Source organism: Rhodococcus sp. p52, from assembly GCF_000763325.2.
GTDB classification, from domain to species: domain Bacteria; phylum Actinomycetota; class Actinomycetes; order Mycobacteriales; family Mycobacteriaceae; genus Rhodococcus; species Rhodococcus pyridinivorans.
The window spans coordinates 2,009,213-2,033,359 of sequence record NZ_CP016819.1 but is presented as its reverse complement, the minus strand read 5'-3'; the positions used below and the strand labels follow the sequence as shown (position 1 = coordinate 2,033,359).

General features: G+C 69.0%; 27 protein-coding genes and 1 riboswitch. Of the genes, 11 read left to right on the top strand and 16 right to left on the bottom strand.

All coding sequences use genetic code 11. The annotated features are described in order from the left end of the window. Positions 1-5: 5 nt before the first annotated feature. Together IM25_RS09480 and IM25_RS09475 are read right to left on the bottom strand one after the other, a co-directional pair. Complete coding sequence (locus IM25_RS09480) at positions 6-977, bottom strand: phosphotriesterase family protein (RefSeq protein ID WP_006551850.1); 972 nt, start codon at positions 975-977, stop codon at positions 6-8. A 44-nt stretch (positions 978-1,021) separates the two neighbouring features. Next, positions 1,022-1,852 (bottom strand): SDR family oxidoreductase, encoded by an 831-nt coding sequence (locus IM25_RS09475; RefSeq protein WP_006551851.1) that lies wholly within the window; start codon positions 1,850-1,852, stop codon positions 1,022-1,024. A gap of 120 nt (positions 1,853-1,972) precedes the next feature. Between IM25_RS09475 and IM25_RS09470 the strand changes: the two genes are divergently transcribed. From IM25_RS09470 to IM25_RS09460, 3 genes are all read left to right on the top strand, one after another. Further along, the gene (locus tag IM25_RS09470; RefSeq protein ID WP_033096847.1) at positions 1,973-2,635 is read left to right on the top strand and encodes an alpha-ketoglutarate-dependent dioxygenase AlkB family protein; all 663 of its coding nucleotides are present in this window, start codon (positions 1,973-1,975) and stop codon (positions 2,633-2,635) included. Positions 2,636-2,784: 149 nt separating this feature from the next. Beyond that, positions 2,785-3,534 carry a cutinase family protein gene (locus tag IM25_RS09465; RefSeq protein WP_024102983.1) on the top strand — a complete coding sequence of 250 codons (750 nt, stop codon included), beginning with the start codon at positions 2,785-2,787 and terminating at the stop codon, positions 3,532-3,534. 58 nt (positions 3,535-3,592) lie between these two features. Continuing rightward, entirely contained in the window at positions 3,593-4,072 is a 480-nt protein-coding gene (locus IM25_RS09460) for a MarR family winged helix-turn-helix transcriptional regulator (protein ID WP_065995990.1), read from the top strand. A 56-nt stretch (positions 4,073-4,128) separates the two neighbouring features. On the opposite strand, the gene IM25_RS09455 is transcribed toward IM25_RS09460, so the two are convergent. The 9 genes from IM25_RS09455 to IM25_RS09415 all read right to left on the bottom strand — a co-directional run bounded on the left by IM25_RS09455 (position 4,129) and on the right by IM25_RS09415 (position 11,656). Continuing rightward, positions 4,129-4,350: a type II toxin-antitoxin system RelE family toxin gene (locus IM25_RS09455; protein WP_033096848.1), complete on the bottom strand. Its 222-nt coding sequence runs from the start codon at positions 4,348-4,350 to the stop codon at positions 4,129-4,131. Positions 4,351-4,403: 53 nt separating this feature from the next. Further along, positions 4,404-4,694: a type II toxin-antitoxin system Phd/YefM family antitoxin gene (locus IM25_RS09450; RefSeq protein WP_006551856.1), complete on the bottom strand. Its 291-nt coding sequence runs from the start codon at positions 4,692-4,694 to the stop codon at positions 4,404-4,406. Positions 4,695-4,907: 213 nt separating this feature from the next. Beyond that, positions 4,908-5,726 carry a family 1 encapsulin nanocompartment shell protein gene (locus IM25_RS09445; protein ID WP_006551857.1) on the bottom strand — a complete coding sequence of 273 codons (819 nt, stop codon included), beginning with the start codon at positions 5,724-5,726 and terminating at the stop codon, positions 4,908-4,910. Continuing rightward, complete coding sequence (locus tag IM25_RS09440; RefSeq protein ID WP_065995989.1) at positions 5,723-6,751, bottom strand: Dyp-type peroxidase; 1,029 nt, start codon at positions 6,749-6,751, stop codon at positions 5,723-5,725. Before IM25_RS09440 ends, IM25_RS09445 begins: the two co-directional genes overlap by 4 nt. Before the next feature lie 76 nt (positions 6,752-6,827). After that, positions 6,828-8,429, bottom strand: coding sequence for an L-lactate permease (locus tag IM25_RS09435; protein WP_033096850.1), 1,602 nt, complete (start codon positions 8,427-8,429; stop codon positions 6,828-6,830). A gap of 4 nt (positions 8,430-8,433) precedes the next feature. After that, positions 8,434-8,862 (bottom strand): HIT family protein, encoded by a 429-nt coding sequence (locus IM25_RS09430; protein ID WP_024102975.1) that lies wholly within the window; start codon positions 8,860-8,862, stop codon positions 8,434-8,436. Further along, positions 8,859-9,461 carry a TetR/AcrR family transcriptional regulator gene (locus IM25_RS09425; RefSeq protein WP_065995988.1) on the bottom strand — a complete coding sequence of 201 codons (603 nt, stop codon included), beginning with the start codon at positions 9,459-9,461 and terminating at the stop codon, positions 8,859-8,861. Before IM25_RS09425 ends, IM25_RS09430 begins: the two co-directional genes overlap by 4 nt. 114 nt (positions 9,462-9,575) lie before the next feature. Continuing rightward, complete coding sequence (gene purB / locus IM25_RS09420) at positions 9,576-10,997, bottom strand: adenylosuccinate lyase (RefSeq protein WP_065995987.1); 1,422 nt, start codon at positions 10,995-10,997, stop codon at positions 9,576-9,578. Positions 10,998-11,041: 44 nt separating this feature from the next. Then, positions 11,042-11,656 (bottom strand): TetR/AcrR family transcriptional regulator, encoded by a 615-nt coding sequence (locus tag IM25_RS09415; protein ID WP_065995986.1) that lies wholly within the window; start codon positions 11,654-11,656, stop codon positions 11,042-11,044. 145 nt (positions 11,657-11,801) lie between these two features. Here IM25_RS09415 and IM25_RS09410 point away from each other — a divergent pair, with 145 nt between their 5' ends. Beyond that, on the top strand, positions 11,802-13,445 hold the full coding sequence (locus IM25_RS09410; RefSeq protein WP_065995985.1) for a GMC oxidoreductase: 1,644 nt from the start codon (positions 11,802-11,804) through the stop codon (positions 13,443-13,445). A 27-nt stretch (positions 13,446-13,472) separates the two neighbouring features. Here the strand turns inward: IM25_RS09410 and IM25_RS09405 are convergent, their stop codons facing one another. The 4 genes from IM25_RS09405 to IM25_RS09390 all read right to left on the bottom strand — a co-directional run bounded on the left by IM25_RS09405 (position 13,473) and on the right by IM25_RS09390 (position 18,485). Next, complete coding sequence (locus IM25_RS09405) at positions 13,473-14,672, bottom strand: pyridoxal phosphate-dependent aminotransferase (RefSeq protein WP_065995984.1); 1,200 nt, start codon at positions 14,670-14,672, stop codon at positions 13,473-13,475. A gap of 32 nt (positions 14,673-14,704) precedes the next feature. Continuing rightward, positions 14,705-16,471, bottom strand: a complete 1,767-nt coding sequence (locus tag IM25_RS09400; protein WP_232333434.1) for a CocE/NonD family hydrolase — start codon at positions 16,469-16,471, stop codon at positions 14,705-14,707. Between the two features lie 84 nt (positions 16,472-16,555). Next, on the bottom strand, positions 16,556-17,809 hold the full coding sequence (gene purD, locus IM25_RS09395; RefSeq protein ID WP_006551868.1) for a phosphoribosylamine--glycine ligase: 1,254 nt from the start codon (positions 17,807-17,809) through the stop codon (positions 16,556-16,558). 10 nt (positions 17,810-17,819) lie between these two features. After that, a complete protein-coding gene (locus IM25_RS09390) occupies positions 17,820-18,485 on the bottom strand; it encodes a nucleoside/nucleotide kinase family protein (protein WP_024102972.1) in 666 nt (221 codons plus the stop codon). A 131-nt stretch (positions 18,486-18,616) separates the two neighbouring features. On the opposite strand from IM25_RS09390, the gene IM25_RS09385 reads away from it, so the two are divergent. Genes IM25_RS09385 through IM25_RS09370 form a run of 4 tightly spaced genes read left to right on the top strand, consistent with a single transcriptional unit; the run spans position 18,617 to position 22,245 of the window. Beyond that, positions 18,617-19,726 carry a serine hydrolase gene (locus IM25_RS09385; protein WP_033096853.1) on the top strand — a complete coding sequence of 370 codons (1,110 nt, stop codon included), beginning with the start codon at positions 18,617-18,619 and terminating at the stop codon, positions 19,724-19,726. Beyond that, positions 19,723-20,238, top strand: a complete 516-nt coding sequence (locus tag IM25_RS09380) for an ArsR/SmtB family transcription factor (RefSeq protein ID WP_232333433.1) — start codon at positions 19,723-19,725, stop codon at positions 20,236-20,238. The genes IM25_RS09385 and IM25_RS09380 overlap by 4 nt, the downstream gene beginning before the upstream one ends. A 25-nt stretch (positions 20,239-20,263) precedes the next feature. Further along, positions 20,264-20,689, top strand: coding sequence for an HIT family protein (locus IM25_RS09375; protein ID WP_006551872.1), 426 nt, complete (start codon positions 20,264-20,266; stop codon positions 20,687-20,689). A 56-nt stretch (positions 20,690-20,745) separates the two neighbouring features. After that, positions 20,746-22,245, top strand: coding sequence for an MDR family MFS transporter (locus tag IM25_RS09370; RefSeq protein ID WP_231781133.1), 1,500 nt, complete (start codon positions 20,746-20,748; stop codon positions 22,243-22,245). A 25-nt stretch (positions 22,246-22,270) separates the two neighbouring features. Here the strand turns inward: IM25_RS09370 and IM25_RS09365 are convergent, their stop codons facing one another. Next, on the bottom strand, positions 22,271-22,564 hold the full coding sequence (locus IM25_RS09365) for a hypothetical protein (protein ID WP_033096855.1): 294 nt from the start codon (positions 22,562-22,564) through the stop codon (positions 22,271-22,273). A gap of 47 nt (positions 22,565-22,611) precedes the next feature. Here IM25_RS09365 and IM25_RS09360 point away from each other — a divergent pair, with 47 nt between their 5' ends. The 3 genes from IM25_RS09360 to IM25_RS09350 all read left to right on the top strand — a co-directional run bounded on the left by IM25_RS09360 (position 22,612) and on the right by IM25_RS09350 (position 24,145). Further along, positions 22,612-22,818 (top strand): hypothetical protein, encoded by a 207-nt coding sequence (locus IM25_RS09360; RefSeq protein WP_006551874.1) that lies wholly within the window; start codon positions 22,612-22,614, stop codon positions 22,816-22,818. Between the two features lie 40 nt (positions 22,819-22,858). Continuing rightward, a riboswitch (guanidine-III (ykkC-III) riboswitch) is annotated at positions 22,859-22,924 on the top strand. Between the two features lie 13 nt (positions 22,925-22,937). After that, complete coding sequence (locus IM25_RS09355) at positions 22,938-23,252, top strand: DMT family transporter (protein WP_006551875.1); 315 nt, start codon at positions 22,938-22,940, stop codon at positions 23,250-23,252. Between the two features lie 62 nt (positions 23,253-23,314). Then, the gene (locus IM25_RS09350) at positions 23,315-24,145 is read left to right on the top strand and encodes a hypothetical protein (protein WP_019290078.1); all 831 of its coding nucleotides are present in this window, start codon (positions 23,315-23,317) and stop codon (positions 24,143-24,145) included. The last annotated feature ends 2 nt before the right edge of the window (positions 24,146-24,147 follow it).

The following is a 24,147-nucleotide window of genomic DNA, read 5'->3' as shown; positions in this document are numbered from 1 at the left end:
CCGCTTCAGCGTTCGAAGATCCGCCTCGGATTGTCCACGAGCATCGTGGTGATCTGCTCGTCGGTCACGCCCCGTTCGCGCAGGGCCGGCAGCACCTCGTCGCTGATGTGGTTGTAGTTCCAGTTGGGCACGGCGGTCTGCTTCACGTCGTGCGGGAACCAGTCGATGAAGCACGACGCATCGTGCGAGAGCACCATGCGCTCGGTGTAACCGGCCTCCACGAGCGCGACCACCGTGTCGACGCGCTGCTCGAACGGCAACAGCAGATCGAGGCCGAAGCGGTCCATCCCGAGAATCGAACCGGCGTCGGCAATGCGACGCAGGTAGTCCAGATCGGTCGAATCACCGCTGTGCCCGATCACCACCTTGGTGAGGTCGACACCTTCCTCCGCGAGCACCCGCTGCGCCACCTGCCCCGACCCGGTATGCGGATTGGTGTGCACCGTGATCGGCACACCGGTCTCGACGTGCGCCTGCCCCACCGCTCGCATCACGCGCTCGACGCCCGGCGTGAGTCCCGGAATCTCGATGGCGCACTTGAGCATTCCTGCACGCACCCCCGTGCCGGCGATGCCCTCGCGGATGTCTTTCACGAACAGTTCGGTGAGCGGCTCCGGTCCGTCCACCAGCAACCCCGGCCCGACGTTGTGGAACTGGAACGGCAGGTCGTTGTAGGTGTACAGGCCCGTCGCGACGACGATGGAGATGTCCACCCGTTCGGCGACGCGCTGGATGCGCGGAATGTACCGGCCGAGACCGACCACCGTGGGATCGACGATCGTGTCGATGCCGCGCTCCGACAACGCCTTCAACTTCGCGACCGCGTCGTCGACGCGTTCGTCCTCGTCCCACGGGCTCGGGTAGTCGGGAAAGTTGGTGCGGATCTCCTCGCCGAGTACGAAGACGTGCTCGTGCATGAGGACTCTGCCCAGACGGCCCGTGTCGAGAGGGCCGCGAACGGTGTCGACGGATGTCATGACCGGTGACGCTAGGACACCAACCTGGGCAGGGGCAATCGATTTCAGGAATCGGTGGGAGTCGACTCCTCGAGGGCCTGACGGTAGCGACGCATGCCGCGCAGCCACCGGTCGTAGTCGGCGCCCTTGTTCCGGTACATCTCAAGGACCTCCGGGTGCGGAAGGATCAGGAAGTGCTCCTCCTCCATTGCCGCGAACACCGTCTCCGCGACGTCGACGGGTTCGAGCACCGCACCGGCGGTCGTGACGGCCCGGGTGGCGAGTTCACCGAGTGCGTGCCCGGATGCGTCCCCCGAGTACAGCAGAGGTGTGTTGACGCCCATCGGGCACAGGCAGCTCACCCTCACACCCTTGTCGCCGTAGGTCACCGACAGCCACTCGGCGAAACCGACGGCCGCGTGCTTGGTGACCGAGTAGGTGGCGGAGCCGATCTGTGTGAGCAGGCCGGCCGCCGACGCCGTGCTGACGAAATAGCCCTCGCCACGTTCGACCCATCGGGGTACCAGCAGTCGCGCCGCACGGATGTGTGCGCGCAGGTTGACGTCGAAGGACTGCTCCCAGACCGAGTCCTCGATCTCCAGGCCGGGCACACCGGTGACACCCGCGTTGGCGAAGTACAGGTCCACGGGACCGAACTCCGCTTCGGCGCGCTCGACGAGGCCGCGGATGTGTTCGTCGTCGGAGACGTCCGCCGCCACCGCGACGGCGCTCCCCGGCGTCTCCTCCTCGAGCGTCGCGACGACGCGCTGCGCCGCGTGTTCGTCGAGGTCGGCGACCACCACTCGTGCACCTCGCTCGACGAGGCCGGCAGCGATGGCGCCGCCGATTCCGCCGCCCCCGCCTGTCACGACGGCCACTCTGCCTTCGACCTTCATCGCTGATACCTCCCCGTCGAATCGCAGTGCCGTCCCGTGCGGCACAGTTGGTACTGAACCTGTCTACACGTATCACCGGCTGTAGGTACCGCTCACACGCACGGAGGTCGAGCACCCGGGATGGACGAATTGTTCTCCGTCTCCCGTCCGCGACGCGAGATCGCGCCGGGCGCCGTGCATGTGCCCGACTGGCTCGACCCGGGCGAACAGCGCGAGCTCGTCGAGCTGTGTCGTGATTGGGCGCGCCCGCCGGCGCCGATGCGGCACACCCTGCTTCCGGGTGGCGGACGGATGTCGGTGAGCACGGTGTGCCTCGGATGGCACTGGTCGCCGTACCGCTACACCCGCACCGCGGTCGATGTCGACGACGCTCCCGTTCCGCCGCTTCCCGACCGGCTCGTCGAACTCGGGCGGCGTGCCGTCGCCGATGCCTACGACGATCCGGCGGCCGGGAGCGGGTACGAGCCCGATACCGCTCTGATCAATTTCTACGACCGCGACGCGCGGATGGGGATGCATCAGGACAAGGACGAGCGGGTGAGCGCGCCGATCGTGTCGCTCAGTCTCGGGGATGCCTGCTTGTTCCGGTTCGGCAACACCGAGTCGCGCGGCCGGCCGTACACCGACGTGCGTCTCGAGTCCGGCGATCTGTTCGTCTTCGGCGGTCCGTCGCGGTTCGCCTATCACGGGGTGCCGGTCGTGTATCCGGACACCGGCAGTTCCCGCTGCGGACTCACCGCGGGGCGCCTCAACATCACCCTGCGGAGTACCGGACTTGCTTGATCGAACCGCTCGAAAATTCCGAACGTTCGGTCTGTGACTTTGTAACCAACTACACTCGGAGTAGCGTTTCGCCGGCGAGAAATACGTCAAATCGGACGATATTCCCGTGCGGTAGTCATCGGTGTCGGGGTCGATCACAGGAGACTGCCATGCCCGACTTCGCTTGTCGTCGTGTCCTGGCGATCATCGCAGGACTCGCCCTCGGCCTGACCGGACCCGTCGTCGCCGCCGCCACTGACGGCACCGCGTCCACCGCCGGCGCGGAGACCTTCCGTCCGTGCCCGGAGCGGTTCGTCATCGCGGTCGACGGAACCCGCAACATCGACACCCCGGATTCGATCGATCCCGATTCACCCCTCGCGAAGATCTCGGCGCGGTACGCGGCACCCGGCACGGTGGTCGAGCACATCCGCTATCCCGCCGTCGTGGTTCCGGTGCCGGAGTCCGGGTCGAGCGAGGGATCGGGGCGACTCGCGTACGACGAGTCCAAGAGGATCGGGCATCAGCGCCTGCGCGAGACGATCACCGTCCGGCACGGTTCGTGCCCCGACAGCGAGCTCGTCGTCCTCGGTTACTCGCAGGGCGCGTCGATCGCCGGCGACGTCCTCGCCGAGATCGCGGCCGACGGTTCGGTGCCGCCGGAGCGGATCAGCGGTGTGCTGTACTCCGACCCGCGTGACACCCGGGGAGTCGAAACGCTGTTCCCGGGCGAGGTCGTCCCGGGCATCACGCTCGGTGGCGGTCGCGACGACTTCGGCACGATCGCCGTCGAACGGATCTGCATCGAGGGCGACGCGGTCTGCGACGGCGTGACACCGGAGGAGAGCGAAGGGTGGTTGGGCGAGAACGTCACCGGCTACCTGAGGCTGCACACGACCTATCCCGACTACGACCCGTGAGGATCGTCGCACCCGGGAGAACCCGGGCCGGGATATACCGGTTCGGTATCGTCGGTTCATGAGCGTCGAGTCCCCGGCCACCCACCTCCCTGCTTCCGGTGATGATCCTCTCGCGCTGGAGCGGCAGGGGTGTTTCGCTCTCGCCGTGGCGAACCGCGCCGTGCTCGCGGTCTATCGACCGATCCTCGACAGGCTGGGACTGACCCACCCGCAGTACCTGGTGATGCTCGCCCTGTGGGAACGCTCGCCGCTGACGAGCAAGGAAGTGGGGCAGTTACTCCAGCTCGACTCGCCCACGCTGTCTCCCCTGCTCAAGCGACTCGAGGCGCTGGGCCTGATCACCCGCGCGCGCAGCGCGGCCGACGAACGGCAACTCGTCCTCGAGCTCACCGACGCCGGCCGGGCGCTGCGTGCCGAGGCCGAGTCGGTGCCGGGACAGGTCGTCGATGCCCTCGGTGTCGGGCTCGACGAACTCCAGGACCTGCACGCCGCGCTCGTGCGCGTCAACGCGGCGGCGTTGAAGGCCGGAGCACTCTGACAGCTCGGTAGCTGCCGCAACCCCGACGGCTCGCGGCAGCACTGTCCGACCGTCTTCTATCGATACGCATCGGCACGGTGCGAAATCGCGGTGACCTCGACCGTGCGGTTCGCATCATCGATCAGATACAGGACGCGATATTCACCTCGCCGGGCGCTGTACGCCGGCGCAAGAGGCGGATTCAACGGCTTCCCCACCCGCTTCGGATTCTCGAGAAGGGGTCCTGTGACGAACTCGTATACCGCAGTTGCTACCTTCTCCGGCAACGACCTCGCCATGGCGCGTGCAGCCGACCTCGCCATCCCCAGCCGATACGGGTGGTCCGGAGTGCTCATTCCTCGGACGACCGAGCATCACGCATCAGCTGCGTCAATTCCTGTACATCGACGACGTCTCCCGACTCGACCTCCGTTCGGCCCTCGACGTGCGCCCGCAGCAGATCCGTATCCGACAACACCGCGATCGTCTCCTGCATCGCGTCGTAATCGTCGGCACCGAGAAGCACCGCGGCGCGGTGCCCGTTGCGGGTGATCTCGAATCGCTCGTGTGTGCGCTCGGCCTCATCGACCAGTCGTGACAATTGCGCCCGCGCGTCGGCAACAGGAAGAGTCGTCATGTACATGATTCTAGCGAATTACTATGAGAAGTCTCAGGTCATTCCGTTCGCGCCGGTTCCGACACCGGCTTTCGACGGGAGGCCACGAACGCCAGGACGAGGCCGAAGGCCGCCCAGCACAGCAGGATGATCGTAGGTAAACCCGCGCCGGCGCCGTCGTGATCCGGCCGGACGGTCGGTGACCCGGGGCGCCGCACGCGCGGACGCCCCGGGACCGGCTCAGTGCGGGAGTTCGAGCGTCGTCGGCACCAGCGGAACCGAGGCCTCGCCGGTGTAGACGAGGAAGGTGAACGACTCCTGGAAGTACAGGTTCACCGTCTCTGCGTCGTGCGAGAGGTAGCCGATCGACAGATCCTGGCCGACCTGCAGGTCGTAGTCGCCGCCGCGCGTGGTCAGCACGAACGCGCCGTCGATCGCCGGGGCCCAGATGAGGTCGCCGTCGATGAGGCGGCGCAGTTGTTCGCGGATCGGGTAGCCGTGATCGGACGTCTCGCTGACCTTGGTGTACTCGTCGGCGCCGAGCAGGATCGAGTACGGGCCCCCCACCCCCGCCAGTCGCAGCTGCGACAGCGCCTGGCTGATGATCTCCGGGAAGTCGCGGGGATCCTCGGGCAGCTGCAGGGACGGGTTCGACGACGACGCCCGGATGCCCTCGATACCCGCGGCCGCGTAGCCTTCGAAGATCGCGCGGTCCTCGGCGAAGGCGATCTGGCGGGCCGCTTCCTTGACGGGGTCGAGGTCGATGTCGCGGGAACCGCGCTCGACGCTGTCGATCTCCTCGCGCGACAGCGTGAACGGCACCCGCAGTTCGACGACCGGCGCGACGCGGTGCTGACGCGCCCGCACTCCGGCGGCCGGGGGTTCGATCTCGCGGGTGCGGCCGAGACCCACCGCCGCGAAGTCGGTGCCGTGCGGTCCGGAGAAGTCGACGACGGTGCGCCCGGCGACGTGTCGCTTGAAGGTGCGTGCGGCCTCCTCCTCGATCTCGGTCCATGCTGCCTCGGAAATCGGGGCGAGGTCGCGATACAGATTGTTCACAGGGTCGAACTCCTTCGCAGAGCGCCAACTCCGAGTGATCCGTCGGCAGGCCGGCCGGCGGTCGAGGCACTCGGATCTTCGTGGGAGGGAATTTCCGCCGGTGACGGCGGAAGATCTTCGAGGAACTCCAGCGAGGGGCAGAAGAACAGCGATCCCGTCACCGCGGTGGAGAAGTCCAGGATGCGGTCGGTGTTGCCGGGCGGGCTGCCCAGGAACATGTTGCGCAGCATCTGCTCGGTCACCTCCGGGGTGGCCGAGTAACCGATGAAGTAGGTGCCGAACTCGTCGGCGCCGAAGCTGCCGAACGGCATGTTCGCGCGCACGATCTGCTGCTCGACCCCGTTCTCGTCGACGATCACGTTCAGTGCGACATGCGAATTCGCGGGTTTGGTCTCGTCGTCGAGCTCGATGTCGTCGAGCTTGGTCCGGCCGATCGCCCGCTCCTGCTCCTCGACGGTCAACGAGTTCCACGACGCGAGGTCGTGCAGGTATTTCTGGACGACGACGTAGCTACCGCCGGCGAAGTCCGGATCCTCGCCGGAGACCAGGGCCGCCTCGACGGCCTCGTCGTCCTCGGGGTTCTCGGTTCCGTCGACGAAGCCGAGCAGGTCGCGGCGTTCGAAATAGCGGAAGCCGTGCGTCTCGTCGACGACCCGAGCCGCACCGCGCAGCCTATCGTTGATCTTCGCGGCGAGTTCGAAGCACAGGTCCATCGTCGACGCGCGGAGGTGGAACAACAGGTCGCCGGGGGTCGAGGGGGCCTGGTGCCGACCGCCGTCGAGCGGGACGAACGGATGCAGTCCGGCGGGCGGGGGGCCGTCGAACAGCCGGTCCCACATATCCGAGCCGATGCCGGTGACGACCGACAGGCCGCCCTCCGGGATGCGGAAACCGACCGAGCGGCGCAGGCCCGAGAGATCTTCGAGCAGATCCCGAACGGTGTCCTCTGCGCCCTCGTCGACGGTGACGACGAGGAAGATCGCCGCTTCGGTGAGCGGGGTCAGTATCGGTTGTGCACGAACCACTCCGACAACGCTAGTGCACCCCGCACGAAATAGGCGTTCGCGGCACGCCGACGTTCGTCACTGCACAACTGCAGCGTCAAGGCACCATCCAGCCCAGCACCGAGGTGGACTGCAGCCACACGAGGACGGCGAGCACCGCGAGACCGGCGATGCTCAGCGGCCAGATCCGGCGCATGAGCAGCCCGTCCTTGCCGGACAGTCCCTTCACCGACGCCACCAGCGCGAGGTTCTGCAGTGCGATCGGGGTGCCGGTGGTGCCGCCGGCCATGTTCCCGGCGACCAGCACGGTCGGGTCGAGTCCCGACTGCTGGGCCGCGGCGACTTGCAGGCTGCCGAACATCGCGTTGGAGGCGGTGTTCGAGCCGGTGACCACGACGCCGAGCCAGCCGAGCACCGGCGACAACAGCGCGAACGCCACGCCCGCACCGGCGAGGAAACCGCCGATCGTGGCGGTCTGCCCGGACAGGTTCATCACGTACGCGAGGGCGAGGACCGCCGTCACCGTCGCGAACGACCACCGCAACTGCACGACCGCCGCGACGAAGCATCGCACCGCGTCGGCCACCGCGACCTTCAGCACCGGTATCGACAGCAGCGCGGCGACGAAGACGAGGCTGCCCGGGGCAGTGAGCAGATCGATGGTGAAGGTCTCCGCGGTGGGAACGTCCCCGTCGGCCGTAGTCACGTCCACACCCGGCCAGGGGAACGACAGGCTCGCGTTCGACAACAGCGACGCCACCGGACCGAACCGGCTGACGAGGAAGACGACCACGATCAGGGCGTAGGGGGCGAACGCCTCGACGACGCGTCGACGCGAGTCGTGGATCCGGTCGGATGCGGCCCGGCGGGCCTCCCGATGCATGGGGTGCACCTTCACCGCGACCAGCAGCACGAGCAGACCGGCCACGGCACCGGCGATGTTGCTCAGCCCCACGGTGAGATAGCTCGCGCACACGAACTGGGCGGCGCCGAAGGCAAGTCCGACGACGAGCGCGACCGGCCACGTCTCGCGAACTCCGCGCCATCCGCCGACCACCGCGACCAGCACGAGCGGGACGAACACCGCGAGCAGGCAGACCTGACGCGCGACGACCGGTCCGATCTCGTCGATCGGGATCTCCGAGACGCGCGACATCGTCAGGATCGGTGTGCCCATGACGCCGAGCGGGGTGACGACCGAGTTGGCGAGCAGCGACGCCGCGGCCGCACGCACCGGCGGCAGACCGGCACCGATGAGCACGACGGTCGCGACGACGATGGGGGTGCCGAAACCGGCGACCGCCTCGAGCAGCGCGCCGAACAGGAAGGCGATGACGATGGTGAGGATCCGCGGATCCGGGGATATTCGCCCGAAGGCGCGGGTGAGGACGTCGAAGTGCCCGGATTCGACGGTGAGCCGGTACACCCAGACGGCGTTGACCACCGTCCACATGATCGGGAAGAGACCGAAGACCGCACCTTCGACACCGGCACTGAGCGCGGACCCGACCGGCATGCCGTAGACGGCGGTGCCCACGATCAGGGCCACGACCACCGCGATTCCCGCGGCCGAATGCGACCGCAGTCGGAAGACGGCGAGCAGGACGAGCATGGTCAGCAGCGGGAGTACCGCCACCAGTGCCGACCACGCGAGCGACCCGCCGACCGGCGCGATCGGCTGAACGTATGCACCTGTCACTGCATCACGACCGGTGTGTCTGCACGGCGGTGCGGATGGTGGCGGCCGTGCCGTCGAGCACGGTCCGGTTCGGTGTCCGCCAATCGGCTCGGATCCCGAAGCCGTCCCCGGCGCTGCGCGGCACGAGGTGCAGGTGCACGTGGAAGACCTCCTGGCCGGCGGCGACGCCGTCGGCGAGGAACATGTTCACGCCCTCGATCGGGAGTCCGGACGCGCGCATCGCCGTGGCGATCCGTTGCCCGGCGGCGAACACCTTCGCTCCGTCGTCGGGATCGAGTTGTGCCAGTCCGGAGGCGTGCCGCTTCGGAATCACGAGCAGATGCCCGGGAGTGAACGGGCGGATGTCCATGAACGCGAGCACGTCGGGTTCGTCGAGCACGACGCTGGCCGGCGACTGCCCGGCCACGATGGCGCAGAAGATGCAGTCCGTCACTGTGGCGTGGACTCCTCCGCACGTGCGGGTCCGCGGGCGGTTTCGAGCAGGCGTAGCAGTTCGCCCTGCACCGTAGGACGGGCGCGCACCGGGTCGTCGCTGTGCGCGAGACACAGCATCGCTTCCTCGACGGCCGCGACGAGCAGGTGCGCGAGCACCGACGTCCGCGTGGGCGACGCCTCGTAGGTCTCGGGATCGAGGGTGACGAGCATGCGCTCGATGGCCTTCAGCGAGGAGTGCCGGTGGGTCTCGCGGACCTCGGCCCAGCCGAGGACCGCGGGGGCTTCGATGAGCAGCAGCCGGCGGGTCGCGGGGTCGTAGACCGCGTCGAGCGAGGCGAGCACGGCCTGGGTGAAGCCCTCCCAGGCGTCCTCGACCGGTTCGGCCGGGACCAGGGAGCTCTCCGCTTCCGACTGGAGTCGTTCGATGACACCGCGGAACAGATCCCGCTTGTCGGCGAAGTGGTGGTAGAGCGCCCCGCGCGTCCCCCCCGCCACCGAGACGATCTCCTCCGTGGCCGCCGCCGCGTATCCGTCGCGCAGGAACACCTCGCGCGCTGCATCGAGCAGCGCGGTGCGTGTTCGCGCTGCGTCACGCAACCGACCCGTATTTCCCGGTTTCACCGACACTTCGTTCTCTCCTGCTGATACCGCCACCCCCATCGGACACTCCCCCCGGCAGTCGGTTCCCGTGATTCCTGTCGAATCGGCTTCCTACAGAATCGGCGCCGGCGTGTACTTCGCTGCTTCCGGATACTGCGTCACGAGGTCCTGCACCGCCGCGACGACCGCTTCGACCTGCGCGACCGCAGCTCCGGCGAAGACCTCCCGGTCGGCCAGTGCCGCGTCGAGCGCGGCGCGGTCGAGCGGCAGCCGGTCGTCGGCGGCGAGACGGTCGAGCAGATCGGGTTCGCGACCCTCCTCGCGCATCGCGAGTGCGACGGAGACCGCATGCTCCTTGATGACCTCGTGTGCGGTCTCGCGACCCACCCCGGCCCGGACCGCGGCCATGAGGACCTTGGTCGTCGCGAGGAACGGCAGGGACCGCACGAGTTCCTTCTCGATCACCGCCGGGTAGGCACCGAACTCGGCGAGGACCGTCAGGAAGGTCTCCATCTGGCCGTCGATCGCGAAGAAGGCGTCGGGAAGGGCCACACGGCGGACGACGGAGCAGAAGACGTCGCCCTCGTTCCACTGCGCGCCGGCGAGCTCGGCGGCCATGGAGGCATAGCCGCGCAGGACGACCTGCAGGCCGTCGACGCGCTCGCACGAGCGGGTGTTCATCTTGTGCGGCATCGCGGACGACCCCACCTGGCCGGGCTGGAAGCCCTCGGTGACGAGTTCGTGGCCGGCCATGAGCCTGATGGTGTGGGCGAACGACGCGGGACCGGCGCCGACCTGCACGAGCGCGGAGAGCACGTCGTGGTCGAGCGAACGCGGATAGACCTGGCCGACGCTCGTGAAGACGTTCGCGAAGCCGAGATGCTGCGCGACCTTCTGCTCGAGCTGCGCGAGCTTGGCGGAATCACCGCCGAGCAGGTCGAGCATGTCCTGTGCGGTGCCCATCGGGCCCTTGATCCCGCGCAGGGGGTAACGGGCCATCAGTTCCCGGACGCGCTGCAGCGCGATGAGCAGTTCGTCGGCGGCCGACGCGAAACGCTTGCCGAGGGTGGTGGCCTGCGCCGCGACGTTGTGCGAGCGACCGGCCATGACGAGCGAGGCGTACTCGGTGGCGCGCTCGGCGAGGCGTGCGGCCACGGCGACACCGTGGGAGTGGACGTGCTCGAGCGACCGCAGGATCTGCAGTTGCTCGACGTTCTCGGTGAGGTCGCGGCTGGTCATGCCCTTGTGGACGTGCTCGTGACCGGCGAGGGCGTTGAACTCCTCGATGCGGGCCTTGACGTCGTGGCGGGGGACGCGCTCGCGCTGGGCGATGGACTCGAGGTCGACCTGCTCGATCACGCGTTCGTAGTCGGCGATCGCCTCGGCGGGAACGTCGATCCCGAGTTCGGCCTGCGCCCGCAGCACCGCGAGCCACAGCTGCCGCTCGAGCACGATCTTGTACTCGGGCGACCACAGGTCCCGGAGTTCGGGGCTGGCGTAGCGGGTGGCGAGGACGTTGGGGATGTGGCTCACACAAGTGAGTTTACGGTCCGGGTCTGCTCCCGTATTCCCCGACCTCAATCCTCGACCGGGGGCGCGACGGTCTCGACGACGTCGAGCAGGATGCCGCGCGCGAGCGAGCGCGGGTCGGGATCGAGCTCGCCCAGTCCGCCGAGGACCGCGCCGTCCACGACCGCCACGAGCCGACGCACCTCGCGGGGCCGCACCGATCGGCAGCAGCGTTCGAGCAGGTCGGTGAGCAGGTGGTCGATCTGCTCGCGCATGCGGACCTGCACGTCACGCAGTTCCGGATAGCGGGCTGTCGCGACGCACCGCTCGTACCGGGAGATCAGGCGTTCGCGGTCGATGCCGCCGTCGCAGTCCCGCGGTCCGATGAGCAGTTCGACGATGAGATCGGCCGTGCCCTCGAGACTGCGCGGGAGCGGCTCGATGTCGCGGACGCGCTCCCGCATCGCGTCGAGTTCCCGCTCGCTGTTGTAGTCGACCGCGCATGCGACGAGGTCGTCGAGCGATTCGAAGTAATAGGTGGTCGATGCGAGCGGCAGGCCCGCGCGGGGGGCGACGGCCCGGTGGCGGACGGCGTCGATCCCCCCTTCGAGGATGAGGTCGGCCGCTGCCTCGACCAGCGCCTGACGGCGCCGTTCGCCCTTCGGAGTCGCAGCAATCGACACCTTCTCATGGTGACAGTCCCGACCGTCTCACCAGGGGAAAACGGAAGTGGAGACCAACCGGTACCATTGCGCCCGCCCGCGTGTGTCGAGTCCTCGGCGAGCGCAGCCCCGCGAGTAGATCATCGAACGATCGGAGCCGTACCGGATGAGACGTCGACGCTTTCTGCAGGCATCGCTTCTCGGGGCCGCCCTGGCGGGTGCCGGCGCCGCGGCGCCGGGCATGTCCGTTATCGGCCTCCCGCGTGCGGACGCGCTGCCCGTCGGGGTCGACGAGTACCGCCGACTCGTGCCCGAACTGTTCGTTCCGCCGCCCGCCCCGCCGGAGCATTCCGAGGTCGTCGTGGTGGGCTCCGGTTTCGGTGCGAGCGTCGCCGCGCTGCGCCTGGCCGAGGCCGGGAACCGGGTCACGATGCTCGAGCGCGGCATGCGCTGGCCCCGCGACCCGCACCGCGAGATCTTCACGACCGACCTGCTCGCCGATGGTCGCGGCTACCACCACCGCACCCATTTCACCGGACCGACGGGCATCCCGGTGGTGTGCGACGACTTCGCCGGTGTCCTCGATGTGGTCGACTACCCGAACATGTCGGTGTGGCGCGGCGCGGCGGTGGGTGGCGGATCGATCGTGTTCACCGGAGTGATGATCGCTCCCGAACGGCACCTCTTCGAGCACGTCTTCGGCGGCCGTCTGTCCTACGACGAGATGACCTCCACCTGGTACCCGAAGGTGCGCTCGATGCTGCGCCTCGACCCGATGCCCGACGACATCTACAACGCCGCCGAGTTCACGCACTCGCGGCGATGGGACGACGACGCGCGCGCCGCCGGTTACAGCCCGCACCGCATCGACGGCATCTGGGATTGGGACGTCGTGCGCGCCGAACTCGCCGGCTCGGTCCGCCGATCGGCCGTCGCGGGCGAGAGCAATCTCGGCAACTCGAACGGCGCGAAGTTCGATCTCACGCAGAACTACATCCCGGCGGCAGAGGCGACCGGGCGCACCCTGGTGTGCCACGGTCACCGGGTGCTTGCGATCGGTCAGAACGGCGACGGCCGCTACCGGCTCGACGTGCAGGCCGTCGACCCGACGGGGGGGGTGCTGCGCACTACCACGATCACGTGCGACCGCCTCGTCCTCGGCGCCGGATCGATCGGCACGACCGAACTGCTCGTCAAGGCGCGGCACACCGGTTCGCTGCCGAACCTCGACGAGCGCGTGGGCCGGGGCTGGGGCACCAACGGCGACGCGGTGCTCGTCCGCTCGTTCGCGCTCACCGAGGGTTTCGGCGGCGACCAGGGCGCGCCGTCGGCGTCGCGGATCGTCGACGAGTCCGGTCTGCCGCTGAGCCTCGAGAATTGGTTCGTCGCGGGCACCGCGAAGGACGTCGGGATGCTCGCCTCCCTCGGCATGACCCTCGACCCCACCCGTGCCGACTTCGCGTACGACCCGGGTGCCGATCGGGCGGTTTTGAACTGGCCGACCGGTGGCGAACGCGAGAGCGTCGACGCCCTGCGGGCCGTGCACAACGCGATGGCGCAGGCCGGTGGCACGATCCCGGGCGCATCGCCGATGGCCGAGGACGTCAACGCGACCTTCACTGCGCATCCACTCGGTGGTGCGGTGCTCGGCGAGGCGACCGACGGTTACGGCCGCGTGCACGGCCATCCCGGTCTCTACGTCGTCGACGGCGCGCTGATCCCGGGCAGCACCGGCACCGCGAACCCGTCGCTGACCATCGCGGCGCTGGCCGAACGGAACATCGCGCGGATCATCGCCGACGGGCGGTGACCCGGCCGCGGCGGTCCGGCACGGCGTTCAGGAGACGGGCAGCCAGGCCGCGAGCCGGTCGAGCGCCGCGGTGACGTCGGCAGTCGAACCCGCGAACGATAGCCGCACGGTCTCGCCGCCGCGCACGGTGTCGAAGTCGACGCCCGGTGCAAGCGCGAGCCCGGTGTCGTGGAGCAGCCGCGCGCACCACGCCGTCGAGTTCTCGCCGTCGAGCAGATGGCCGATGTCGGCGTAGACGTAGAAGGCGCCGTCTGCCGGTGCGAGTTTCGTGATGCCGAGATCCGGCAGCCCTTCGAGCAGCAGTTCCCGGTTCACCGCGTAGCGGGAGACGTGCCCGTCGAGTTCGGTGCGGGCCTCGGTCCCGAACGCCTCGACCGCCGCGAACTGCGAGACCGACGGCGGGCACACCGTCATGTTCGACGCGAGTCGCTGCAGAGCCGGACGCATCGTCTCGGGCGCGAGCATCCAGCCGAGCCGCCAACCGGTCATCGAGAAGTACTTCGACACCGAGCCGATCACCACCGAGTCGCGCGAGGTCGCCCACGCCGTCGAGGTCGCCGGTGATCCGGTGCCCTCACCGGTCTCGGACCGGACGGTGCCGAACTCGATGCCGTGGTAGATCTCGTCGGAGATGAGCAGGCTGCCGTGCTCGTCGCACCAGCGCGCGAGCGCCGCGAGCTCGGACGGTTCGATCATCGTGCCGGTCGGGTTGGCGGGGCTGGCGACGACGATTCCCGCAGGCGGAGCGTCGAGTTCCTCGAGCATCGCGACGGTGGGCTGGTAGCGGGTCTGCGGACCGCAGTCGAGTTCGACGACACGACAACCGAGCGCGGCGAGGGTGTTGCGGTAGGCCGGGTAGCCGGGGCGGGCGACGACCACGGTGTCGCCGACGTCGAAGGCCGCGAGGAACACCAGGGGGAAGGCGCCGGACGAGCCGGTGGTGACGACGACGTCGTCCGCGTCGACGTCGATGCCGTACTTGTGGCGGTGGTACGCCGCGATCTCCTCGCGCAGCGGCAGGATGCCGAAGGTCTCCGTGTAACCCAGCAGTTCCGCATCGATCGCCAGGTTGGCGGCCCGGAGCACGGGAGCGGGTGCGGGGGTCGACGGTTGTCCGGCGGCGAGACTCAGGACGTCGCCGTGGCTGCGCTGCCGCTCGGCGGCCGCCTTCCACACATCCATGACATGGAACGTCTCGATACCGGAGCGTTGGGATTCGGGGCGCACGTCGACGACGGTAGTACGCCCCGCGTCGTTCGTCAGAGCCGGACGCGCTGAAGTCGGGTGAGGGCACCCCAAGCGATCGGATAGTCCTGACGATCGACGACCTTCACCTGCGTGGCCTCCGCGTCGGGTTCGGGCGTCGGTTGCGGCACGACCGGCAACAGCAGATGCGAGTCGAACTGTCCGCCGGCGTGCACGATGTGGAAGCCCTTGTTGATGGTGCGATCGTGCCCGACGCGTGGGTTCTCGTCGAGGTCGTGGCCGGCGATGACGAGCACGAGGCTCGATCCGGCTTCGAAGAAGGTGCTGTGCGGCATGATCTCGATGTCGACGGGCACGATCTGGTCGGGCAGCAACGGCCAGTACTTCGTCTGGTCGTGGACGGGCCGGTAGGCGGTGGAGGCCTCCGGGTCCAGCGCCCGCCGCGAGACCCGCATCCACCCGTGGGCGACGAATCCCTTCTCGTAGCCGCCGTGGCCTTCGAACCACACGTCGCGGCCGTGCTCGTCGCGCTTGGCGAGCCCGACGAACAGGTCCATGTCGTTGGCGTCCTTCGCCTGCACCCACAAACGCAGCGCCGCGTGCCCGGTGATCTCGGTGTCCTCGTCGAAGGTGTGGGTGAAGACGAGTTCGTCGCCCGCGACGGGGAAGGTGCGGCGGAACTGGCTGCTCTCGCACGGGGTGGTGCTCAGGTCGGCGTTCGCGTGGTCGAGGTGGAATGCGACGTAACGGGTGTCGGGGACCGGCCACTCGGATTCGAAGCGTTCGGAATAGGTGCGCAGGTCGTGGCGGGGCTCGAGACGGATGCGCGGGGGGTCCTCGAAGCCGTTGTCCTCGTCCTTGAGGAAGCGGTCGAAGAATCGTCGCTGGTAGTCGAGGGCCTCGTTGCCGTAGAAGGTCTGCCACATCTTCCGGCCGTGGGTGTAGAGCCACTTGTGCTCCGACGCGATGCGGCGGTAACCCTCGACCGACCCGCGGGCGCGTGGGCCCTGATCGGACCACGAGACGCCGACGAGCGCGGGCACGGTGACGTCCTCGAGCCGGGGCGGCGGGGCGAGGTGACGGAAGAAGTCGGGGAAACGGCGCCGCAACCACGGGGTGAACCGCCGGAGGGAGGCGGCGCCGCAGCGGGCCCCGGTGTTCATCGCGCTGTACCAGAACTCGCTGTAGCGGGTCTCGGGGATGCCGCCCTGGGTGAGGATGTCGCGGCAGGGATCGCTCACACCCTCCCAGGGTGCGATGGCCGCGAGACAGGGCGGGTTGAGCGCGGCGGTGTACCACTGCAGTGTGGCGAGATAGTCGGCGCCGGCGAGGCCGACGCGGCCGTTGCTCCACTCCTGACCACCGGCCCATTCCACGACGGACGCGCAGTCGAGCGCGGCCCGGCCGAGCAGCAGGCGGGGACGGCCGCCGCTAGCGTGATGACCGCGCATGTCCGCGACGACGAGGACGTAGCCGCGAGGAACCCAGTAGGCGGGGTCCGGTGCTTCGAAGGAGGTGCAGTCACTGATCTCGAGATCGCCGATGTGGTTGCCGGATTCGGCGAGGTCGTCGAAGTCGACGGGATACCGGTCGACGCCGGCGTCCTTGCCGTAGGGGGTGACGGCGACCAGCACGGGGCAGCGGTCGTGCTCACCGGAGTCGGCAGGACGGTAGACGTCGGCTCTCAGTACGGTGCCGTCGCCCGCGCGGATCGGCACGTCGCGCTCGACGAGGACGTCGTCCGGCAACCCGTGGACGACGACGTGGTGGTGCCGTAGCGGTGTCGGGTCCGGCGTCGGCGTTCGTCTTCGAGAAACCATGCAGTCACCCCTGGCGGCATCGAAATGCACCGAGTGTGCAACATACACCCGGTAGGTGCAAGGGTGAAGGACGAGAGTGAAAGGCTAGACCGAGATCCGGCCCTCGACGGCCGCCAGACCGATGTCGCGGCGGAAGTGCCCGCCCGGCAGCTTGACGTCGGCGAGCCGATCATAAGCGGCCTCGCGCGCGGACGCGAGATCGGCACCCACACCGATCACGTTGAGCACGCGCCCACCTGCGGAGACCAGCGCGCCGTCCTCGCGACGCTTCGTGCCGGCGTGCAGCACCGTGTCGCCCTCGGCGCCGGTGATCACATCGCCGGTGCGCGGGGTGGACGGGTAGTACTCGGCGGCGAGCACCACGGTCACCGCGGCGCCGTCCTTCCAGCGCAGCGGCGGGAGCTCGGCGAGCGTGCCGGCGGCGACCGCCTTCAGGGCCTCGCCCAGCGGGGACTCGAGCAGAGCGAGCACGGCCTGGGTCTCCGGGTCGCCGAAACGGCAGTTGAACTCGACCACGGCCGGGCCCTCGGCGCCCATCGCCAGACCCGCGTAGAGCAGTCCGGAGAAACCGCATCCGCGGCGCACCATCTCGGCCGCGACGGGCTCCACGACCTCGGAGACGATCCGCTCGACGCTACCCTCGGGCAACCACGGCAGCGGCGTGTAGGCACCCATGCCACCGGTGTTGGGGCCGGTGTCGTCCTCGCCGACGCGCTTGTGGTCCTGCGCCGGGAGCAGCGGCACGACCGTCTCGCCGTCGACGAGGCAGAACAGCGAGACTTCGGGGCCGTCGAGGAAGGACTCCAGCAGGACGGGGTGCCCGTTCTCGAGGATCTCGGCGGCGTGGTCGCGGGCGGCGGCGCGATCGGTGGTGACGACGACGCCCTTACCGGCAGCGAGACCGTCGTCCTTGACCACCCAGGTCGGTCCGAACCGGTCGAGCGCCTCGTCGAGGGTCGCGGGTGTGTCGACGACCTCGCTGTGGGCGGTGCGCACACCGGCGGCGGCCATGACGTCCTTCGCGAACGCCTTCGATCCCTCGATGCGTGCGGCGGCGGCGGACGGTCCGAAGCAGGGGATGCCCGCGGCGCGGACGGCATCGGCGACCCCGAGGACTAGCGGAACCTCGGGACCTATGACGACGAGGTCGGCCTTCTGCGCGGTGGCGAGGGCGACGACGTTGTCGGCGGAGGCCGCATCGACGGGGAACAGCTCGGCGACGTTCGCGATACCGGGGTTGCCCGGCGCGGCCAGCACGGCGGTCACGCCGGGGTCGCGGGACAGGGCGAGAGCAAGAGCATGTTCACGGGCACCGGAGCCGATAACGAGTACGCGCACGCAGGACAGACTACGGGACCGGTCTCCACACGAGATCGGCGCGGGAACGCGTGCGCTGAACGGCTTCCGCATTGGGCAGATCGACGGTCCGCACCCATTCGCGTGCGCCGTCCTCGTCCCGTCCGTGGTGGCGGTGCCGGCGCACGAGACGTCGCGTGAGCGTGCGGCGGGGTGCGTCGATGTAGATGACGAGGTCGAGCAGCGGGCGGATGTGTTCCCATCCCCCGGTCTCGAACATCAGGTAGTTGCCCTCGGTGACGATCACCCGGGCATCGGCCGGCACAGCGTGCACCGCCGCGATCGGTTCGTCGAGCGGCCGGGAGAAATCCGGGGCGTAGATCGTCTCGTCGCGGCACTGCCGCACCCGGCTCAGCATGTCGCGGAAGCCGGCCACGTCGAAGGTGTCGGGCGCCCCCTTCCGGTCCCGCGCGCCGAAGGTGTCGAGCTGCCGGTTGGACAGGTGGTAGCCGTCCATCGGCACCTGCCCGGTGGAGACCCCCGCGCATCGGAGGGCGTAGACGAGCAGCGCCGTGGCGCGACTCTTCCCGGCACCCGGCGGCCCGCACAGACCGACGACCGTGCGCCGATCCGCGGGAAGCCCGACGAGGACGTGTGTGACGAGTTCGTCCACGAGCACGCGCAGCGGCGCCTCCCGCACGCTCCCGTCACCTTCCATGAGCCCGACGATACGACCGCCCGCGACCGTCGGAGTCGCCGTGAACTCTCGACACGCCCACCCGACTGATCTATCGTTATTTCGAAAGTTCGGAATTTCGAACTGTCACCCCGACACGGACGGATACCGCCATGCCGAACAGGATCGGAACCACCCTCGCCGCGACGAGCGTCGTGATCGCTCTGGCCGGATGCGGGCAGAGCACTCCACCGGAGTCCGACATCCCTGCACCGGCCGGGGCGGACGCGTCCGCCCCGGCCGGTGAATGCATGCCCACCCCCGCCGCGGACGTGAGCACCGCCGAAGGCTGGATCGGCTACCTCGCCGAGAACCCCGACACGGTCGCCATCGCGGTCGACGACGGCAACGGCGGGACCTTCGAACAACGACCCGACGAGCGGCAACCGCTCGCGTCGGCTGTGAAGGTCGTGCATCTCGCCGCCTATGCCCGCGCCGTCGCAGCCGGTGAACTCTCCCCCGACGAGCGCGTACCGCTCGCCGACTGGGAACGCTGGCATCTCCCGGACACCGACGGCGGCGCACACCCCCGGGCTCTCGAACGGCTCGGTGTGAACGACCCGGAGGACACCGTCACTCTCGACGAGATGGTGTCGGCGATGATCCAGGAGAGCGACAACGCGGTCCCCGACTACCTGCGCGACCGCCTCGGCGACGACGCGCTGCGCGAGGCCGCCGCCCAGGGCGGCTGGGACGACTTCACGCCGCCGACGATGCTCGGCAACACGCTCGCGCTGCTCGACCCGACACTCGACGATTCGTCGGCGGTCTGGGACGCCGCGCGCCGCTACGCCTCCGAACCCGCCTACCGCGCCGAAGCGGTGCAGCACCCGGCGCCGGAGGATTTGTTCGCCCGGGTCGACCGCGTCCAGCGTTTCGACAACACCGGATCGGCCGCCGAGCTCACCGCCCTGCATCGCGCGATCGCCGACGGTTCGTTCGGTGCCGGCGGCGACCTCGCGCGTACCCACCTCGAATGGCAACCGTCCACGGTTCCGGGATTCGAGGGAGTCGGATTCAAGGGCGGTAGCCTGCCCGGCATCCTCACCGACGCGGTCACCTTCCGCCGCGATGACGACACGATCGCGACCACGGTGATGCTCGCGTCCGGCATGTCGGACAGCGACTACGCGGAAGCCCTCGAATCGTTCGCCCATCAGGAGATGCTCGCCGCGGCAGCGAACGATCCCGATTTTCTCGAGCGGATACGCTGCGCGATGTGAGCGACGGCGACGTGAACGACGAGTACGAGGCCCGGCTCGCGGGTCTCGAACGCCGTGTGCGGATCCTCGAGGGCGACGCGCCCCGCCGGGGCGCCGGGGACGGTCCCGGTGGCACCGGTCCCGTGGCGGACGTGGCAGGAAGCACGGGGTCCGTGACCTACGGGGGCTTCGTCTCCCTGCACGGCCACGTCCGCTGGAACATCGAGTACGACGCGGGCGCATCCCTCGCACTCGATCCCGTTCCCGTCGCCGCCGTCCTCGACGCCTTGGGCAACCCCGCGAGGCTGGCGATCGTGCGGACTCTGCTGCGCGGGCCCGCCACCGCCACCGAACTCCAGGAGGCCACCGACCTCACGTCGACCGGCCGGCTCTACCACCATCTCCGGGCTCTGTCGGCTGCGCGCGTGGTCGAGCAGGGAAGCCGAAACCGCTACCGGATCGCGCCGGAGAAGGTCGTGCCGCTGCTGGTCCTCACCGTCGCGGCGGCCGATGTCGGGGAACAGCTCCGGTGAACCCGGTGTCCCTTATCCTCCCGGTATGACTTCCGTGTTCAGCAAGATCATCGCCGGTGAACTGCCGGGCCGTTTCGTCTGGCAGGACGACGACGTCGTCTCCTTCCTGACCATCAACCCTTTCACCGAGGGGCACGTGCTGGTCGTGCCACGGCAGGAGGTCGATCACTGGCAGAGCGTGGACGACGACCTGTGGGCGAAGGTGAACGACGTCGCCCGCATCCTCGGTCGCGCCGTCACCGCCGCCTTCGACGCCCCGCGCGCCGGCCTGATGATCGCCGGCCTGGAGGTCCCCCACCTGCACCTGCACGTCTTCCCCGCCTACTCCCTCGGCGACTTCGATTTCGCGACGGCCGAGAAGGATCCGTCGCCCGAATCGCTCGACCGCGCGCATCGCAAGATCAAGGACGCCCTGCGCGAACAGGGGCACGGCGAGCACGTCCCCGACTGATCCGCTCGACGGGATATCGGCGGAACAATTCCGACCGGTATCCCGTTGTGTTCCTCGTGTCTTCTACTCCACCGAGTTCCCCAGCTCCGGCCGGTACGGCCGAGCCGCAGGCCGCTGCCGCACCGCGCGCCGGTCTTCTGATCGCCGTTCTCGTCGGGGCCGCATTCGTCGTCATCCTCAACGAGACGATCATGAGCGTCGCGCTGCCGAAGCTGATGGTCGAGTTCGACGTCGGCGCAGCCACCGCCCAATGGCTCACCACGGCGTTCATGCTGACCATGGCCGTCGTCATCCCGATCACGGGTTACCTGCTCACCCGGCTGTCGCTGCGCACGGTCTTCGCGATCGCGATGGGCAGCTTCCTGCTCGGCACCCTGATCGCCGCGAGCGCCCCGATCTTCCCGGTCCTCGTGCTGGGTCGTGTCGTCCAGGCCGTGGGCACCGCGGTGATGTTGCCGCTGCTGTTCACGACGGTGCTCAACCTGGTTCCCGCCGATCGTCGCGGTCGCACGATGGGCGTGATCTCGATCGTCATCGCGGTCGCTCCCGCGGTCGGCCCGACCATCGGTGGCGTCGTGCTCGACCAGCTGAGCTGGCGGTGGATGTTCTGGCTGGTGCTGCCGATCGCGGTCGTCGCGACGGCGCTCGGCCTGAGCTGGATCCGCAGCGTCACCGAACCGGTCGCGGTTCCGCTCGACGCCCCGTCGGTGGTGTTGTCGGCCCTCGGGTTCAGCGGTCTCGTCTTCGGTCTGAGCAGTCTCGGTGAGGCCGCCGAGGGCGATCCGCTCATGCCGCCGTGGCTGCCGCTGGTCGTCGGCATCGCGTCGCTGACGGTCTTCGTCCTGCGTCAGATCCGCCTCGGCGACGGCGCCCTGCTGGACATGCGCGCGTTCCGTACCCCGGCGTTCTCGCTCGCGGTTGCACTCGTCTCGGTAAGCATGATGTCGCTGTTCGGCACCCTCATCCTGCTGCCGATCTACCTGCAGAACGTGCTGGGTCAGTCGACGCTGACCACCGGCCTGATGCTGCTGCCCGGTGGTCTGGTCATGGGTCTGCTCGGCTACATCGTCGGACGCCTGTTCGACCGGTTCGGTCCGCGGCCGCTCGTCGCACCGGGCGCGGTCATCGCCTGCGTCGCGATGTGGGGCATGACGACCTTCGACGCGACCACCACGATCGGCACGGTCATCGCCTGGCACGTGCTGCTCAACATCGGCCTCGCGTTGATGTTCTCGCCGCTGCTGACCTCGGCACTCGGAGCGCTGCCGCGGCGGTTGTACTCCCACGGCAGCGCCATCGTCAGCACCATGCAGCAGGTCGCCGGTGCGGCCGGTACGGCGTTGTTCATCACGGTGCTGACCCGCACGACCGTCGCGGGCGCCGAGAGCGCGGGCGATCCCGCCGGTGCGCTCGCGGACGGTGTCCACGGCGCGTTCACGTGGGGCGCGGCGATCGCGGTGATCGCAGTCGTCGGCTCCCTGTTCGTCCGACGGGCCCCGGAGCCCGAGGCGGATGGGGTGGAGGTGTCGGCCCCCGAGACCGCCGGAACGCACTAGCCGGCAGTACACACCGGCCCGGCACTCACGCGCCGGTCGTCACGACTTCCCTGTTCGACGGGAAGCGTGGCGGCCGGCGCGTTGCTGTCCGCACACGGTTCGTGGAGGAAGGCGTCCAGTTCGACCCACGAGGTGTCGCGTGCGGCGCTGCCGGACGGACGCTGGATCTCGCGTCGATCGCGGTGAGGCGGTAGGCCGTGCGGACGATGGGTGCGGGCACCCCGCCGAAGACGGCGTCGAGCAGGCCGAGTGCGGGCTCGGCGACGAACAACGACCACGCGTTCCGCGCGGCCTTCCCGACCACGTCCGTGATCCCCATGTATGAGCTCGGAGAACCTGTCCGACGGCAGTGCTATCAAGTGATGCATGACGTGTTCACAGTGCAACCACGATCTCGACCACTGCCACGGCACTCTCGTGCTCCACGCCGATACTCGGGTCGACTGCACCGAACCCGACTGCGTCGACTTCGAGATCGTGCGGCACACCCTCGTTCTCGACTGCATCGAACTGGACGGCGGATGTTCGTGCACGGTGATTGCGCAGGAATCGCAGCTACTGCGCGTGTCCTGAGCAATTTGCCAATACTCGCCCGGAATTCCTAACCTCGACGGAGGTGGCCGCCGGTCGGCCTCCCGGACGAGCGCACCGTACCCGGCCAGCGACAAGACGGTGCAGGAGCGTTGTACGTCATGGCCTGGATCGTTCTCGTCCTCTCCGGTGTGCTCGAAGCCGTGTGGGCTACAGCCCTCGGCAGATCTGCCGGTTTCAGCCGGCTCACCCCGACACTGGTGTTCGTCGTCGCCCTCGTCCTGAGCATGGCCGGGCTCGCGTATGCCCTGCGCACCCTGCCGGTCGGGACGTCCTACGCGATCTGGGTGGGTATCGGCGCCGCTCTCACGGTCGGATATGCGATGGTCACCGGCACCGAGACCGCCTCGCTGCTGAAGCTCGCACTGATCGCGGGCATCGTGCTGTGCGTGGTCGGTCTCAAACTCGTGCACTGACGTTCTCGGGCCTCACGTTCTCGGACTGACGTTCTCGAGCACTGACCGTTACAGTCGGTTCCATGAACCTCGGGTCCGTACTCGTGATGCCGGTGCGTGTGGGTCTGACCGCCGCAGAGGTCGCCCTGAGCGTCGCCGAGACGGTCGTCGGCACCGTGCGGGTCGCGGTGTCGCCCACCACCTACTCCGCGCTCGGCGCGGTCGGCCTGCCCGACACCCGCAGTTCGGTGGGTCTGCTGCAGCAGATCTCGAAGCTCACGTCGGAGGACCGTGGACTCGGTCACGCGTTGCGTCCCGGCGGTCCCCTCGACCGGCTGCTCGCGCCGGGCGGTCCCGTGGATCGGCTCACCGAGCCGGGTGGCCTGCTCGATCGGTTGCTCGAACCGGGCGGACCCGTCGACCGGCTCACCGCACCGGGTGGTCCCCTCGACCGGATCCTCGCCGACGACGGTGCCCTCGACCGTCTCGTGTCGGAAGGGGGTCTGCTCGATCGCCTCACCGCGCACGACGGCCCGCTCGAACGGCTGCTCGCCCAGGACGGCGCGGTGGAACGGCTCACCGCGCCGGGCGGCATCGTCGATGTGGCGATCCGGCCCGGTGGGGTCGTCGAGCGGGCCCTCGCCCAGGGCGGCGTCCTCGACGTCCTGCTCTCCGAACGGGGCGCCCTCGAACGACTGCTCGCGGAGGGCGGTCCGCTCGATCAGATCGTCTCGCTCTCGGAGACCCTCGCGCATCTCACGCCCGGCATCTCGCAGATGAACGCGAGCATCGACATGTTGCAGGAAACGGTCGAGCTGCTGCGCGGGGCCGTCGGTCCGCTCGGCGACCTCGCCGGCCGGCTTCCCGGGCGCTGGTTGCGCAGCGGCAAGGGCGAGCTGCTTCCGCCGCCCTGACG